Below are 14,473 nucleotides of genomic sequence, written 5' to 3'. Positions count from 1 at the left end.
GGGTCCACCAAGTATCACCGCGCCGGGCCCTCTAGCCCGGCGTTTTCATGTCGTGAAGGACCACGAGGACAGATGAGCCGTTATTCCACCAAGGACATCGAACCGAAATGGCAGGCCGCCTGGGACGCGGCAGGCACCTTCACGGCGCGGCGCGATCCGGCCAAGCCCAAGTATTATGTGCTCGAGATGTTCCCCTACCCGTCGGGGCGCATCCACATGGGGCATGTGCGCAACTACACGATGGGCGACGTGGTGGCGCGCTACAAGGCGTCCTGCGGGTTCAGCGTGCTGCACCCGATGGGCTGGGACGCCTTCGGGATGCCCGCCGAGAACGCCGCGATGGAACGCGGCGGCCACCCCAAGGACTGGACCTACGGCAACATCGCCGACATGCGCGCACAGATGAAGCCGCTCGGCCTGTCCATCGACTGGAGCCGCGAATTCGCCACCTGCGATCCGGAATACTACGGCCAGCAACAGGCGATGTTCCTCGATTTCCTCGAAAAGGGCCTCGTCTACCGCAAGAACGCGGTGGTGAACTGGGACCCGGTGGACATGACCGTTCTGGCGAACGAGCAGGTCGAGAACGGGCGCGGCTGGCGGTCGGGCGCGCTGGTGGAACGGCGCGAGCTGACGCAGTGGTTCTTCAGGATTTCCGACCACGCGGGTGAATTGCTGGACGCCATCGACGGGCTGGATGCCTGGCCCGACAAGGTCAAGACGATGCAGAAGAACTGGATCGGCCGGTCGCGCGGGTTGCAGTTCGCCTTTGACGTGGTCGATGGGCCCGAGGGATTCGGACAGGTCGAGGTCTATACGACCCGACCCGACACCCTGATGGGCGCGTCTTTCGTCGGCATCTCGCCCGATCACCCGCTGGCGCGGCAGCTTGAGGCGTCGAACGCGGACATCGCGGCCTTCAACGCCGAATGCCGCCGCATGGGCACGTCCGAGGAAGAGCTGGAAAAGGCGGAAAAGCGCGGCTTTGACACCGGCCTGCGCGTGACGCATCCGTTCGACGAGACATGGCAGCTGCCGGTCTACATCGCGAACTTCATCCTGATGGATTACGGCACCGGCGCGATCTTTGGCTGCCCGGCGCATGACCAACGCGACCTTGAATTCGCGCGGAAGTATGAGTTGCCGGTCAAATCCGTCTACGTCCCCGCGATGGGCGAGGAAGGCACGTTCATCCTGCCCGAGGACGGCGGACCGGCCTACGTGCCGCCAAAGCCCGAAACCGTACGCTACATCAACGGCTTCGCGGGCGGAGAGGCGCAGACGGCAGACACCGCCATCGACGCGGCAATCGCCTTTTGCGAGGATCGCCAGATCGGGCAGGGCGTCACCAAGTTCCGCCTGCGCGACTGGGGGCTTAGCCGTCAGCGGTATTGGGGTTGCCCGATTCCCGTGGTGCATTGCGCCGATTGCGGCGTGGTGCCCGAGAAGAAGGAAAACCTGCCGATCGAGCTGCCCTATGATGAAGGCGGCACGCCGATCGACTTTTCCGTGCCGGGCAACCCACTCGACCGCCACCCGACGTGGCGCGACACTGCCTGCCCCGCCTGCGGCAAGCCTGCGCGGCGCGAGACGGACACGATGGACACCTTCGTCGATTCGTCGTGGTACTTCGCTCGCTTCACCGCCCCGCACGCACAAACGCCGACGGATAGGGCCGATGCCGACTACTGGATGAACGTCGACCAGTACATCGGCGGGATCGAGCACGCGATCCTTCACCTGCTGTATTCACGCTTCTTCGCGCGGGCGATGCACATCTGCGGCCACCTGCCGGAAAGCGCCATCGAGCCGTTCGATGCGCTGTTCACGCAAGGCATGGTGACGCACGAGATCTATCAGACCAAGGATGCACAGGGCCGCCCGGTCTATCACTTCCCCGAGGACGTGATCATTTTTAACGACGCCGATGGCGTACGAAGTGCGTTCCTTAGGAAGACAGTCGAAGACGCAGGAGTCGAGCCGACCGACGTGTTTCAACTCTCTATGCTTAAGGCGAGTATTTCCAACGAGTTCCATGCGTCGCAGGCACCTTCAACTTCATCTGCTTTGCTGGAAGTCATCCCCTCTGCCAAGATGTCGAAGTCCAAGCGCAACGTGGTGGACCCGGTGTCGATCATCGACGCCTACGGCGCAGACACCGCGCGCTGGTTCGTTTTGTCCGACAGCCCGCCCGAGCGGGATGTGGAGTGGACCGCGTCAGGCGCCGAAGCGGCGTTCAGGCATCTGGGCCGCGTTCATGCGCTGTGCTCGCGGATCAAGGACATGGAGGACGGCGCAGGCGACGGCGATGACGCGCTTCTGCGCGAGATGCACAAGACCATCCGCGACGTGACGAATGCCATCGACTCGTTCGGTTTCAACTCGGCCATCGCCAAGCTCTATGCCTTCACCGCGACCTTGCAGAAATCCAAGGCGTCCAAGGCAGCGCAGACCGAGGCGATCCGCACGCTGGCGCAATTGATGTCGCCGATGACCCCGCATCTGGCCGAGGAAATCTGGGCCGATCTGGGCGGCGAGGGGCTGATTGCAAACGCCCCATGGCCCAAGCCGGACGAGGCGATGCTGGTCGAGGATACGGTGACGCTGCCGATCCAGGTGAACGGCAAGCGCAAGTCCGAGATCACGGTGCCCAAGGACATGCCGAAGGAAGAGGTTGAAAAGCTGGCGCTGGCCGATGAAGCTGTCGTCAAGGCTTTGGACGGCGCGACGCCGAAAAAGCTGATCGTTGTGCCGGGCCGGATCATCAATGTCGTCATTTAGCCGCCGTATCGCCTGCCTGTCCCTGCTTGGCCTCGCCGCCTGCGGGTTCTCGCCGGTCTATGCGCCCGGCGGCAGCGGCACCGCGTTGCAGGCGTCTGTTGCGGCGCGCGATCCGGTGAACCGCAGCGAGTTCATCTATCTCGATGCGCTCGAAGCGCGGATCGGGCGGCCTGCAAGCCCCGAATACACGCTGGATTACGCCCTGTCGGTCACCTCGCAGAGCATCGGGATCACCGCCGCCGACGTGACGACCCGCTACACCCTGACCGGCGCCGCGCAGATCACCCTGCGCAACGAAGCGACAGGCGAAACGGTGCTTAGCGATACGGTCAGTGGCTTTACCGGATATTCCACCACCGGAACGCAGCTTGCCACCGCCTCGGCGGCGCGCGACGCGACAGAGCGGCTGATGACGATTCTCGCGGACCGCACGGTGAACCGGCTTCTGGCGCTCGACCTTCCGGGATGAAGCTGTCGGCGCGCGACGCGGGGCACTATGTCTCGAAACCCGATCCCGGTGCGACGGGCGCGCTGATCTATGGTCAGGACGCGATGCGCGTCGCGCTCAAGCGGCAGGAACTGATCGCGCGGCTGGTCGGCCCGAACGGCGACGAGGAAATGCGTCTGACCCGGATGCCTGCCGCCGAATTGCGCCGCGAACCCGCGCTCTTGCTGGACGCGGTGAAGGCGCAAGGCTTCTTCCCCGGCCCGCGCGTCGCCTTTGTCGAGGATGCGACAGACGGCCTGACCGACACCATTTCCGGGGCCCTTGCCGAGTGGAAGCCGGGCGATGCGCAGATCGTCGTCACGGCGGGCGCGCTGAACGCCAAGTCTGCGCTGCGCAAGGTGTTCGAACAGCACCGATCCGCCGTGGCCATCGGCATCTACGACACCCCGCCGACCCGCGACGAGATCGAGGCAGAGCTTGCCCGCGCGGGGCTGCGTGCGATTCCCGGTGACACCATGTCGGCGCTGACGGCACTGGCGCAGGCGCTCGACCCCGGAGATTTCCGGCAAACACTTGAAAAGATAGCGCTTTACAAGCTGAACGACAGCACGCCCTTGACCGTGGCCGAGGTGAACCTGTCCGCCCCCGCCACCATCGACGCCGACACCGACGACATGCTGAACGTCGTGGCCGAGGCGGAAACCGCAAGCATCGGCCCGTTGATGCAGCGGCTTGAGGGTCAGGGCGTTGCGCCCGTCACGCTTGTCATCATGGCGACCCGGCACTTTCGCGCGCTATACGCTGCCGCCGCCGATCCGGGCGGTCCCGCGGCGGGATTTGCGCGCGCCCGCCCGCCGGTCTTCGGACCCCGCCGCGACCGCATGATACGGCAGGCGCAACGCTGGGGCGTTCCGAGGCTGGAACAAGCGCTTCAGGTGCTGATCGACACTGACCTGCACCTGCGCTCTGCCGCGCAGCGCGCGCCGCAGATGGCGCTGGTCGAACGCAGCTTCCTGCGGCTGTCGGTGCTGGCGGCGCGCTGACGCACGACTGGACTCTTCGGGCGATCTCGCCTCACATCCCCAACATTCGGCAAACGGAGACGGCAATGTACAAGGTCATCGGCGGCAAGAAGAGCCGGACGCTTCGCGTGATGTGGATGCTCGAGGAGCTTGGGCAGACCTACGAGCATGTCGATGCCGCGCCCCGCTCGGACGAGGTTAAGGCACATCATTCGTCGGGCAAGATCCCGGTTCTGATGGTGGACGAGGTCGCGCTGACCGATTCGACGGCGATCCTGACCTTTCTGGCCGACAAGCATCAGGCGCTGACCCACGCGCCGGGCACGATCGAACGCGCCCGGCAGGACGGCGTGACGCAGTTCGTGCTGGACGAGATGGACGCGATCCTGTGGACCGCCGCGCGCCACAGCTTTATCCTGCCCGAGGATCGGCGCGTGCCCGAGATCAAGGACAGCCTGAAGTGGGAATTCGCCACCAGCGTCGAGCGCTTCATGGAAAAGCTGGGCGACAAGCCCTTCGTGATGGGCGACATGATGACCGTGCCCGACCTGATCGCCGCACATTGCGGATCCTGGGCGACAGGCGCGAAATTCCCCATCGAGAACGAGGCTTTCGCCGCCTATGTAAAGCGTCTGCAGGACCGCCCTGCTTTCAGGGCAGCGCTGGCGGCGTGAAGGGCTTTTCATGGGACTGATGCTCAAGGGCGAATACCTTGTCGATGATCCCAAGCCGGACACCGACCGCGAGGGCGAGTTTCGGCGGGCGTCCTCGGTCATTCGGCACTGGATCACGATGGATGGCCCGTTCCCTTGGGAAAAGGGGCGCTACCACCTTTACGCCGCGTGGAATTGCCCCTGGGCCCACCGCGCACTTCTGGCGCGCACGCTTCTGGGCTTTGAGGATGCGATCGGCGTGTCCTACGCCAAGCCTCGGCGCAGCGATCAGGGCTGGATTTACGACAAGCGCGGCCAGTATGCGGACCGCGCCTTGAGGGTTTCGGCCCTGCACGAGGTCTATGCCCGCCAGTCCCCCGCCTATACCGGGCGCGTCACCGTCCCGGTGCTGTTCGACAAGACCACGCAGCAGATCGTGTCGAACGAATCCGCCGATATCGTGCGGATGCTGGGCACGCTGTCCACGAAGATGGACCTGTTGCCCGCCGGGCTGGCGCCCGAGGTCGAGGACTGGAACCGGCTGATCTATTCCACCGTGAACAACGGTGTCTACAAGGCCGGGTTCGCGCGCACCCAGGACGCCTATGACCGCGCCGTCACCGCTTTGTTCGAGACGCTGGACAAGATCGAGGACCACCTTGCCACCCACGATTGGCTGGCAGGCGGCGTGTTTACCGAGGCCGATCTGCGGCTGTTCCCGACGCTGGCGCGCTTCGACGTGGCGTATCACTACGCCTTCAAGTGCAATATCCGGCGGCTGACCGACTATCCCAACCTCTGGCGCTATGCGCGGCGCATCTACCACATGCCCGGCGTCTCCGAGACGGTAAAATTCGACATCTACAAGTACGGGTATTTCTCGCCGTCCGAGCTGCGCAATCCGCTGGGCATCGTGCCGAAAGGGCCGGTGATCGACTGGTCGCTGGACTAGATCGTCGCCGAGATGCCGGTGGGCAGGCCGTCGATGCTGACGGTGTTCCGCTCTGACCAGTAGTCGCGCAGGCCGTCGTCGCCTTTCGTCTCGGCCCAGCGATCCAGCGTCGGACGATCCTCGCGGTAGTCCATGACGGGGACGCCATAGCCGCAGGACGTCTGCACGAGGTCGAAGTCGATCGTCACGATGGCGCGCGCGCCAGGGCGTTCGTCGAACTGCGGCACCAGCGCGGCGTAGCCGTCGCTGCCGCGCGCATGGACAGTGCCCCGGCCATAGAGCCGCAGGATGCGCGGCGGCCCGTCAAAGGCGCAGAACATCACCGTCAGGCGACCGTCGGCCAGCATGTGCGCTGCCGTCTCGTTGCCGCTGCCGGTCTGGTCCAGCCATCCGGCGCGGTTCGGCCCGAGAACCCGGAAATCGCGCGCTGGCCGGGGCGAGATGTTCACCCGGCTGTCCGCCGCCGCGCTGGCCGCAAAGAACACATGCTGGCGGCCGATCCAGTCGGTCAGGCCGTCGTCGAGCGCGGGAAATTGCTGGGCCATGTCAGTCTCCGGGATAGCTGGCGGCATGCTGCCCCGCCCAGCGCCCGGTCGCAAGACAGCCCGTGACAAGATAGCCGCCCGTCGGCGCCTCCCAGTCCAGCATCTCGCCTGCCGCAAAGACGCCGGGCAAGGCCTTGAGCATAAGGCGCTCGTCCAGCGCGCCCCATGCGACTCCCCCCGTGGTCGAGATCGCCTCGTCCATCGGGCGAAGGCCGGAATGGCGAAGGGGCAGCGCCTTGATCCGCGCCGCAAGCGCCGCGCCCTCGGGCAGCGGCCCGCCGAATTCACGCACAAGAGCGATCTTCACGGTATCAAGACCGGCCGCCTTGCGCAGCCAGTTGGTCAGCGACGCCTTGCCGCGCGGCCCCGCAAGACGTTCCGCCAGCTTCGCCTCGGTCCAATCGGGTTTGAGGTCGAGCGAAAGCGGTTGCCCGCCGCGCGCTTCCGGCGTGACCATGTAGACGCCGCCGCCCTCCAGCCCCTTCGACGACACGATGAACTCGCCCCGCTCGGTGCGGGTGCCGGTATGGATCGCAGCGCCCTTGACCGGCTGCCCGAAATGCCGCGCCATCTGCGGCGACCAGTCGACCGAAAGCCCGACATTCGAGGCGGCGAAAGGTGTCAGGTCCACTCCGCGGGCTGCCAGCCACGGCGCCCAGGTGCCATCCGATCCAAGCCGCCGCCAGCTTGCACCGCCCAGCGCCAGGACCGTGACGCGCGGGCGGATCAGGTGGTGCCCCTCCGGCGTGTCGAAGGCCAGCGCGTCGTCCTCGAACCCGGTCCAGCGCCAGCGGGTGCGGATCTCGACCCCCGCCGCATCCAGTCGCCGCAGCCATGCGCGCAGCAGCGGCGAGGCTTTCATTGCCGCCGGGAACACCCGCCCCGACGATCCGGTGAAGACGGGTTGTCCCAGATCCTCTGCCCAACGCATCACCGCATTCGCGTCAAAGCCCGTCAGCATCGGCAACAGCGCCGCGCGCGATACGCCGTAGGCAGCGGTCAGCGCGGCAAGCGGTTCATCCTTGGTCAGGTTCAGGCCCGACTTGCCCGCCATCAGGAACTTGCGCCCGACCGACGGCTTGGCCTCGGCGACGACCACGGAGCGGCCCGCGCGCGCCAACTCCTCGGCCGCCATCAGCCCGGCAGGCCCCGCCCCGATCACCAGCGCATCCGTCATGTGCATCTTGCCCTTATCCGTCTGAACACGGTGCGTGCTTCCGCCTTGCACAGGGCAAGACAGGCCTCCTTGCCACCCAGAAGGATCAGCACGTCATCCGCTTGATCGCCGCTACATGTGCCGGGTCGGCGGCAGCCGCGTCCGCCGTCAACTCGGCCAGCGTGGTCTCGAGGTCTTCGGTGATCCGGTCGATCAGGCCGAATGCCAGCGCTTCGGGTGCATCGAGCCGGGCGCCTGCCATCAGGATCAGCCGCGCGCGCGCCGGGCCGACCAGCGTCACCAGCCGTCCGGGATCCGACGGCTGCGGCAGGAACCCCAGTTTCATCACCGGGTAGAAGAAGCGGGCGGACGGCACCGCGATCCTCAGATCGCAGGCCAGCGCCATGCCGAAGGCGCCGCCCGCAAGCGTGCCGTTCAGCGCCGCGATGGAAAGCCCCGGAAAGGCTGCAACAGCCCCCGACAGCCGTTCCCAGACCGGATCGGTGGCCAACCCTTCGCGCGCCTGTTCCAGGTCCGCGCCCGCGCTGAACACGCGGCCCTCACCGGTCAGGATCAGCACCTGCGCCGCGCCCGCCGCGTCTTCGGCAAAGCCTGCCAGCGTCTCCAGCATGTCCCGGGTCAGGGAATTGGCCTTGTCCGGGCGGGTGATCCGCGCCGTCCAGACCGCGCCGTCGCGCTGACAGGCGATCACGCGGACAGGCCCAGCCGGGCGCGCAATCCCGGATCGCGCAGCGCCAGTTCCTCGCCCAGATGCGCGTCGGCGTCCGGGCCGCACATCCACACCAGCGCTTTCGCCACCCATTCAGGCGGAATGTGATCGGACCACTCCAGCCGCGATACCGGGTTGATGCCGGATGCCTTGATCTCTCGCTGCATCTGCGTGGCGACGGTGCCCGGCGACAGGCCCATCGCGCGCACGCCCGACGCGCGGTATTCGGTGTCCAGCATCCGGGTCAGCATCGCCGCCCCCGCCTTGGACGTGCAGTAGTGCGACCATCCCTCGACCGGGCCATGCGCGGCGCTGGATGACACTGTAAGCACCGTGCCGCCGCCCGCACCCAACATCACCGGCAGCGCGGCGCGCATCCCGTGATAGACGCCCTTGACGTTGATATCGAGAGCGTGCCCCCAGGTATCGGGATCGCTGTCCGCCATCCGCGCGATCGGTTCGATCACCCCGGCATTGTTCACCAGCACGTCGAGCCTGCCGAAGGTATCGACCGCGGCCTTGACCGCAGCCTCGACATCGCCAAAGCGGGACACGTCGCAGGGCACCGCAAGCGCGGTCTTGCCGATCCGTCCCGCAATCTCGGTGATGGCGCCTTCGCTGCGCGCGACCAGCACCACGTTCGCGCCCGCCGCTGCAAAAGCCTCGGCCGATGCCGCGCCGATGCCGCGGCTGGCCCCGGTGATCAGCACCGTTTTTCCGTTCAGGTCCGTCATGTCATCGTCTCCGCATATCGGTGCCACAGGTAACGCGCAAAGGCGGCCTGCGCCAGACGCCGCCCCTGATCCCGTGCCCGGGGTTGACCGGAATCGACATGCAACCGAAGCTGTGCGCGCTCGCTGCCCCTCAAAACCCAGGATCTGCCATGACCTATCGTCTTTTTCTCTGCGCCACGACCGCGCTTGCCGGTCTGTCCGCACCCGCCGCCGCCGATGTCTCCGCACAGGATGTCTGGACCAGTTGGCAAGAGCTGTCCGCCTCTGTCGGCCAGACCGTCGCCGCTGAAACCGAGGACATGTCCGGCGCGACGCTGACCGTGTCCGGCGTCACGATCACGCAAGACACCGACGACATGACGCTAGACGGCGCCATCGACGAGGTGACCTTTACCGAAAACGGCGACGGCACCGTCAGTATCGAGATGTCGCCGTCCTACACGATGCAGACCACGACCACCGTGGACGGCGAGACGCTGGAAACTTCCATCGCGATCGAGCAAAGCAACATGATGATGCTTGCCTCGGGCGATCCCGGCAGCATCGATTACGCGATCACCGCCGATGCGATCACCGCCAGCATCGTTCCACCGAACGAGGAAGACGGCCTGACTGATGGCCTGATCGAGTTCGGACTGACCGACGTCGACGCAGGCTACAGCACCGTTGCGGGCGATCTTACCGAACTTGCCGGAGAGATCACGGCAGGCGGCGCGCTCTTGTCCGTGACCGGCACCGATGACGGGAGCGAGTTTGCGCTGACGGGCGCCGCGGCGGACATCAACGTGACATCGGCCGCCGTGTTGCCGCAGATCGAATCGGATGACATGGCTGCGATGATCGACGCGGGGTTCGTGACGGAAACCCTCGTGACGCACGGAGAGGCGTCCTACGACATCGCGGCGACCGGGGACGAGGCGTTCCAACTGGCGGGCGCCGCCGCATCGGGCCGCTTCGAGCTGGCCATTTCGCAAGACGGGCTGGTCTATGACGTGTCCAACACCGCCGTCTCCATGACAGTATCGGGCGACGAGATTCCGTTCCCCGAGGTCACTGCCAACCTTGAGGAAATCGGCATCGGAATCTCGATCCCGGTGACCGAGACGGCAGAGCCGGAACCGTTCTCGGCGCTTGTGAACCTGTCCGGGCTGACCATCAGCGACATGATCTGGGGCGTGTTCGATCCCGCGGGCCAGCTTCCGCGCGATCCCGCGACACTGCTGATCGAGGTCAGCGGACAAGCGCGCTGGCTGCAGAACATCTTTGACACCGAGGCGATGGACGAGGCCGAAGTGCCCGGCGAATTGTCCGCGCTGAACCTCGACACCCTGACCCTGTCCCTTGCCGGTGCGGAACTGACCGGAACCGGCGGCTTTACCTTCGACAACTCGGACACCGAGACCTTCGACGGCATGCCCGCGCCGGACGGGCAGGTCGACCTGCAGCTTGTCGGCGGCGTCGCCTTGCTGGACACGCTGGTCGCCATGGGCTTTGTCCCGCAGGAACAGGCGATGGCCGCCCGCATGTTCATGGGCCTGTTCGCCCAGCCGGGCGAAGGCGAGGATACGCTGGTGTCCACAATCGAGGTGCAGCCGGACGGCAGCATCTTTGCCAACGGCCAACAGCTTCAGTGATCCAATGGGTGCCCCGAAACCGGGGCACCCGCACTCCCCAGGCCGACCACGCGTGCCAACGGCCCGTTCAGGCGTCCCCGGTTTCTCCGGCAATGGGCGCGCGTGTCGGCAGGGCCCCTGCCTTGCACGCGACCGTGGCACGGACTACCTCCACGCCATTGACCTTCCGAAAGGGCAGACATGGCCGACCGGCTGCAAGACCTTACCGCCGCACTTCTGGACGCGGCCCGCGCCGCGGGCGCCGACCAGGCAGACGCCATCGCCGTCGATGGAACGTCGCTGTCGATCGACGTGCTGAAAGGCGCGCTGGAACATGCCGAGCGGTCCGAGGGCATCGAGATCGGCCTGCGCGTGCTGATCGGGCAGCGGCAGGCCTGCGTCTCGGCGTCGGACACCCGCCCCGACACGATCCGCACCATGGCCGAACGTGCCGCCGCGATGGCGCGCGAGGCGCCCGAAGACCCGTATATCGGGCTGGCGGATCCCGGCCAGCTGTCCCGCGACTGGAACGTCGCCGCGCTGGATCTTGCAGACCCTGCGCCCGAGCCGAGCCCGGCTGATCTGGAAGACGAGGCGCGCCGCGCCGAGGCAGCCGCGCTGGTCGTGAAAGGCGTCGCGCAGGTGCAGGGCGCCTCTGCCGGGTATGGCCGCCGCAACATTTACCTTGCTGCCAGCAACGGCTTTGCAGGGGGGTATTCGCGCACCGACAGCGGGCTGTCCTGCGTCGCCATCACCGGCGAAGGCACGGGCATGGAGCGTGACTATTTCGGCGATGGCCGGATCTATCGCTCGGACATGCTGTCGCCAGAGGAAATAGGCCGCATCGCAGGCGAGCGCACCGCCGCCCGCGCCAATCCGCGCCGCCCGAAAACCGGCGCCTACCCGGTGCTTTATGACGAACGCATCTCGTCGGGGCTGATCGGGCATCTGCTGATGGCGATCAACGGCGCGTCCATTGCGCGCGGATCGTCCTGGGCGTCGGACCTGAACGGCGCGCAGGTTCTTCCCGCGCATCTGTCGCTGACCGAAGACCCGCACCGCACCCGCGCCTCGGGCTCGCGCCCCTTTGACGCCGAAGGTCTGCCGACCCGTGCCCGCGACATCGTAAAGGACGGCACGCTGACCGGCTGGGTGCTCGACCTTGCCACGGCGCGCAAGCTGGGCATGGACAGCACCGGCAACGCCGCGCGCGGGCCGTCGTCGCCGCCGTCCCCCAGCACTGGCAACATTGCCCTCACGCAAGGCACAGCCAGCCGCGAAGACCTGATGCGCGAGATGGGAACGGGGCTGCTGGTCACCTCGCTGATCGGCTCGTCGATCAACCCGACCACCGGGGATTATTCGCGCGGCGCCTCGGGCTTCTGGATCGAAAACGGAGAGATCGCCTATCCGGTCAACGAATGCACCCTCGCCGGGAACCTGCGGGACATGCTGAAGACGATCGTGCCCGCCAATGATGCACGCCTGCATCTGTCGCGCGTCGTTCCGTCGCTGCTGGTCGAGGGGCTGACGCTCGCCGGTGAATGACCTTGGCCTGCTCATCGCGGCGGCGCGCGCCGCCGCGCCGCTGGCGCTGGACCGCTGGAAGACCGACCAGACCGTCTGGCACAAGGACGACGGCGCCGGGCCGGTGTCCGAAGCCGACTATGCGGTCGATGCCGCGCTCAAGGCGCATCTGACAGCGGCGCGCCCCGACTATGGCTGGTTGTCCGAGGAAACCCCCGACGATGCCGCCCGCCTGTCCCGCCGCAGCGTCTTTGTCGTCGATCCCATCGACGGCACCCGCGCCTATGTCGCGGGCGAGGATACGTGGGCGCTGTCGTTGGCCGTCGTGACAGACGGCGTGCCGGTCGCTGCTGCCGTCTTCCTGCCCGCGAAGGACCGGCTGTTCTCGGCCGCTTCGGGTGAGGGGGCGATGCTCAACAACGCGGCGATCCGTGCCAGCACGCCGGACAGCCTGACCGGCGCCCGCGTGCTTGCCAACAAGGCCGCCTTTGAACCACACCACTGGCCCGGCGGCGTGCCGGACGTGAGCCGCCATTTCCGCCCGTCGCTTGCCTACCGCATGTGCCTTGTCGCCGAAGGTCGATACGACGCGATGATCACCTTCCGCGACGCCTGGGAATGGGACATCGCCGCCGGGGCGCTGATCGCCGCCGAGGCCGGGGCGGCGGTATCCGATCGCTTTGGCGCTGCGCTGCAGTTCAATTCGCCCGCCGCATTGACGCCCGGAGTGGTCTGCGGCGGCAAGGCAGTGTGGCAAGGCGTGGTCTCGGGGGCAAACGGCGCCTGACGGTCGATCCGGTGGTGCCCCGGCAGGGATATCCCGCGCAAGAGCCCCGCCGCGCCCCCTTTCCCCCCGGTGCGCGCTCGTCTAACGTCTTGCCCGAGCGGACCAGACCTGCGGAGCAGCCCATGACCCAGCGCCTACACCTCGTTTTCGGCGGCGAGCTTGTCGATCCCACGAAGAACCAGTTCAAGAACGTGGACGACATTCACATCGTCGGCATCTACCCGGACTATGCCACCGCCTACGATGCATGGAGAGGCGAGGCGCAGCGGACGGTGGACAACGCACACACACGCTATTTCATCGCCCACCTGCACCGCCTGCGGGACGAGGAAACGCCCGCCTCGCCCACCGAGGAGCTTGGCACCTGACGACCCCGCAGCGACCGAGCGGCCCGCTTGTCTGGATCCACACCGGGACGGTCGCCGCCCCGGGTGCGGTCGTGGAATACGCGGCGCGGCTGCGCGGTCTTCATCCCGAGATCACCGTTCTTCTGACCGGCCCGGAAGCTTCCCCCGTCGCTTTGCCGGATGGCGTCTTGTCTGCTCCGGTTCCGCCCGACAAGGACCGCGAGGTGCGTGCGTTCCTCGATACATGGCGCCCCGACATCGGGCTTTGGACCGAATGTGACCTTCGGGCCGAGTTGCTGACGATGGCGCATGACCGCCGCATTCCCCTGATCCTGGCCGACGCCCGCACCGCGCGCCCCGATCCCCGGCCATGGCGCTGGCGCAAGGGCACGGCGCGCGGGTTGATGGCAAGGTTCGCCCATATCCTGCCCGGCGACGACGCGGCGCAGGTGCTGATGAAGCGCATCGCGGGCGATGTGCCCGTGTCGCCCTCCGCAGGGTTCATCGAGGAAGGCCCGGCGCCGCTTCCGTGCAGCGACTCCGACCGCGACAGCCTGTCCCTGACGATCGCCGGGCGGCCCGTTTGGCTGGCGGCGGGTCTTGTCCCGTCCGAGCTGGACGCGGTGCAGCACGCCGTGCGCACCGGGCTGCAACGCAGTCACAGGCTTCTGACGATCATCGCCCCCGACATGGCCGGGACCGGCGCCGAGATGGCGGACACCCTGCGCGCGGCGGGCTGGGACATCGCGCTGCGCTCGCTGGGCGAAGAGCCGGACCGCGAGACCCAGATCTACATTGCCGACAGCGACGGCGAGATGGGGCTTTGGTATCGCCTCTCGCCCATCGCCTATATCGGCGGCACGCTGAGCGGCGAGACAGAGCGGCATCCCTTCGAGGCCGCCGCGCTTGGGTCGGCAATCATCCACGGGCCGAACGTGCGGGCGCACCGGCAGGCCTACAGCCGCCTTGCCGCGTCCGGTGCCACGCGGCTGGTGCGCAACGCACCGGAGTTCGGCGCGGCGGTCGAGGCGCTCTTGGCATCCGACGTCGCAGCGGCGATGGCGCAATCGGCCTGGCGTGTGGCGACCACCGGCGCGGAGCTGACGGACAGGCTCAACGATCTGATCCTGACCGCGCTGGAAGACCGCGGGGTCCTGTGAGCCCCGGGTTCTGGGACA

Annotated in this window: 14 protein-coding genes; 10 read left to right on the top strand and 4 right to left on the bottom strand. The window is 67.0% G+C overall.

Annotated elements, in window-relative coordinates; genetic code table 11:
• The first annotated feature begins 72 nt into the window (after window positions 1-72).
• The 5 genes from leuS to KTJ87_RS14800 all read left to right on the top strand — a co-directional run bounded on the left by leuS (window position 73) and on the right by KTJ87_RS14800 (window position 5,856).
• Window positions 73-2,781 carry a leucine--tRNA ligase gene (gene leuS / locus KTJ87_RS14820; RefSeq protein WP_267139915.1) on the top strand — a complete coding sequence of 903 codons (2,709 nt, stop codon included), beginning with the start codon at window positions 73-75 and terminating at the stop codon, window positions 2,779-2,781.
• On the top strand, window positions 2,768-3,250 hold the full coding sequence (gene lptE, locus KTJ87_RS14815; RefSeq protein ID WP_267139914.1) for an LPS assembly lipoprotein LptE: 483 nt from the start codon (window positions 2,768-2,770) through the stop codon (window positions 3,248-3,250). The genes leuS and lptE overlap by 14 nt, the downstream gene beginning before the upstream one ends.
• Window positions 3,247-4,272 (top strand): DNA polymerase III subunit delta, encoded by a 1,026-nt coding sequence (holA, locus tag KTJ87_RS14810; RefSeq protein WP_267139913.1) that lies wholly within the window; start codon window positions 3,247-3,249, stop codon window positions 4,270-4,272. Before lptE ends, holA begins: the two co-directional genes overlap by 4 nt.
• Before the next feature lie 65 nt (window positions 4,273-4,337).
• Window positions 4,338-4,925, top strand: coding sequence for a glutathione S-transferase family protein (locus tag KTJ87_RS14805; RefSeq protein WP_267139912.1), 588 nt, complete (start codon window positions 4,338-4,340; stop codon window positions 4,923-4,925).
• A gap of 10 nt (window positions 4,926-4,935) precedes the next feature.
• Entirely contained in the window at window positions 4,936-5,856 is a 921-nt protein-coding gene (locus tag KTJ87_RS14800) for a glutathione S-transferase family protein (protein ID WP_267139911.1), read from the top strand.
• Here KTJ87_RS14800 and KTJ87_RS14795 read toward each other — a convergent pair.
• From KTJ87_RS14795 to KTJ87_RS14780, 4 genes are all read right to left on the bottom strand, one after another.
• Entirely contained in the window at window positions 5,853-6,401 is a 549-nt protein-coding gene (locus tag KTJ87_RS14795; RefSeq protein ID WP_267139910.1) for a pyridoxamine 5'-phosphate oxidase family protein, read from the bottom strand. The genes KTJ87_RS14800 and KTJ87_RS14795 overlap by 4 nt on opposite strands.
• Window position 6,402: 1 nt before the next feature.
• Window positions 6,403-7,578, bottom strand: a complete 1,176-nt coding sequence (locus tag KTJ87_RS14790; protein WP_267140028.1) for a TIGR03862 family flavoprotein — start codon at window positions 7,576-7,578, stop codon at window positions 6,403-6,405.
• A gap of 85 nt (window positions 7,579-7,663) precedes the next feature.
• The gene (locus tag KTJ87_RS14785; protein WP_267139909.1) at window positions 7,664-8,269 is read right to left on the bottom strand and encodes an enoyl-CoA hydratase/isomerase family protein; all 606 of its coding nucleotides are present in this window, start codon (window positions 8,267-8,269) and stop codon (window positions 7,664-7,666) included.
• Window positions 8,266-9,021: an SDR family oxidoreductase gene (locus KTJ87_RS14780; protein WP_267139908.1), complete on the bottom strand. Its 756-nt coding sequence runs from the start codon at window positions 9,019-9,021 to the stop codon at window positions 8,266-8,268. The genes KTJ87_RS14785 and KTJ87_RS14780 overlap by 4 nt, the downstream gene beginning before the upstream one ends.
• Before the next feature lie 149 nt (window positions 9,022-9,170).
• Here KTJ87_RS14780 and KTJ87_RS14775 point away from each other — a divergent pair, with 149 nt between their 5' ends.
• The 5 genes from KTJ87_RS14775 (at window position 9,171) to KTJ87_RS14755 (ending at window position 14,455) form a co-directional block, all read left to right on the top strand.
• A complete protein-coding gene (locus KTJ87_RS14775) occupies window positions 9,171-10,655 on the top strand; it encodes a DUF2125 domain-containing protein (protein WP_267139907.1) in 1,485 nt (494 codons plus the stop codon).
• Between the two features lie 180 nt (window positions 10,656-10,835).
• Complete coding sequence (locus KTJ87_RS14770) at window positions 10,836-12,182, top strand: TldD/PmbA family protein (RefSeq protein WP_267139906.1); 1,347 nt, start codon at window positions 10,836-10,838, stop codon at window positions 12,180-12,182.
• Window positions 12,175-12,948 carry a 3'(2'),5'-bisphosphate nucleotidase CysQ gene (locus KTJ87_RS14765; protein WP_267139905.1) on the top strand — a complete coding sequence of 258 codons (774 nt, stop codon included), beginning with the start codon at window positions 12,175-12,177 and terminating at the stop codon, window positions 12,946-12,948. Before KTJ87_RS14770 ends, KTJ87_RS14765 begins: the two co-directional genes overlap by 8 nt.
• A 122-nt stretch (window positions 12,949-13,070) precedes the next feature.
• Window positions 13,071-13,316, top strand: a complete 246-nt coding sequence (locus tag KTJ87_RS14760; protein WP_267139904.1) for a DUF4170 domain-containing protein — start codon at window positions 13,071-13,073, stop codon at window positions 13,314-13,316.
• A complete protein-coding gene (locus KTJ87_RS14755) occupies window positions 13,313-14,455 on the top strand; it encodes a 3-deoxy-D-manno-octulosonic acid transferase (RefSeq protein WP_267140027.1) in 1,143 nt (380 codons plus the stop codon). Before KTJ87_RS14760 ends, KTJ87_RS14755 begins: the two co-directional genes overlap by 4 nt.
• The last annotated feature ends 18 nt before the right edge of the window (window positions 14,456-14,473 follow it).

The organism is Anianabacter salinae (genome assembly GCF_019061145.1).
In the GTDB taxonomy this organism is placed as follows: Bacteria; Pseudomonadota; Alphaproteobacteria; order Rhodobacterales; family Rhodobacteraceae; genus Anianibacter; species Anianibacter salinarum.
The sequence above is the reverse complement of the archived record's forward strand: the minus strand, read 5'-3'. Positions and strand labels throughout refer to the sequence as shown.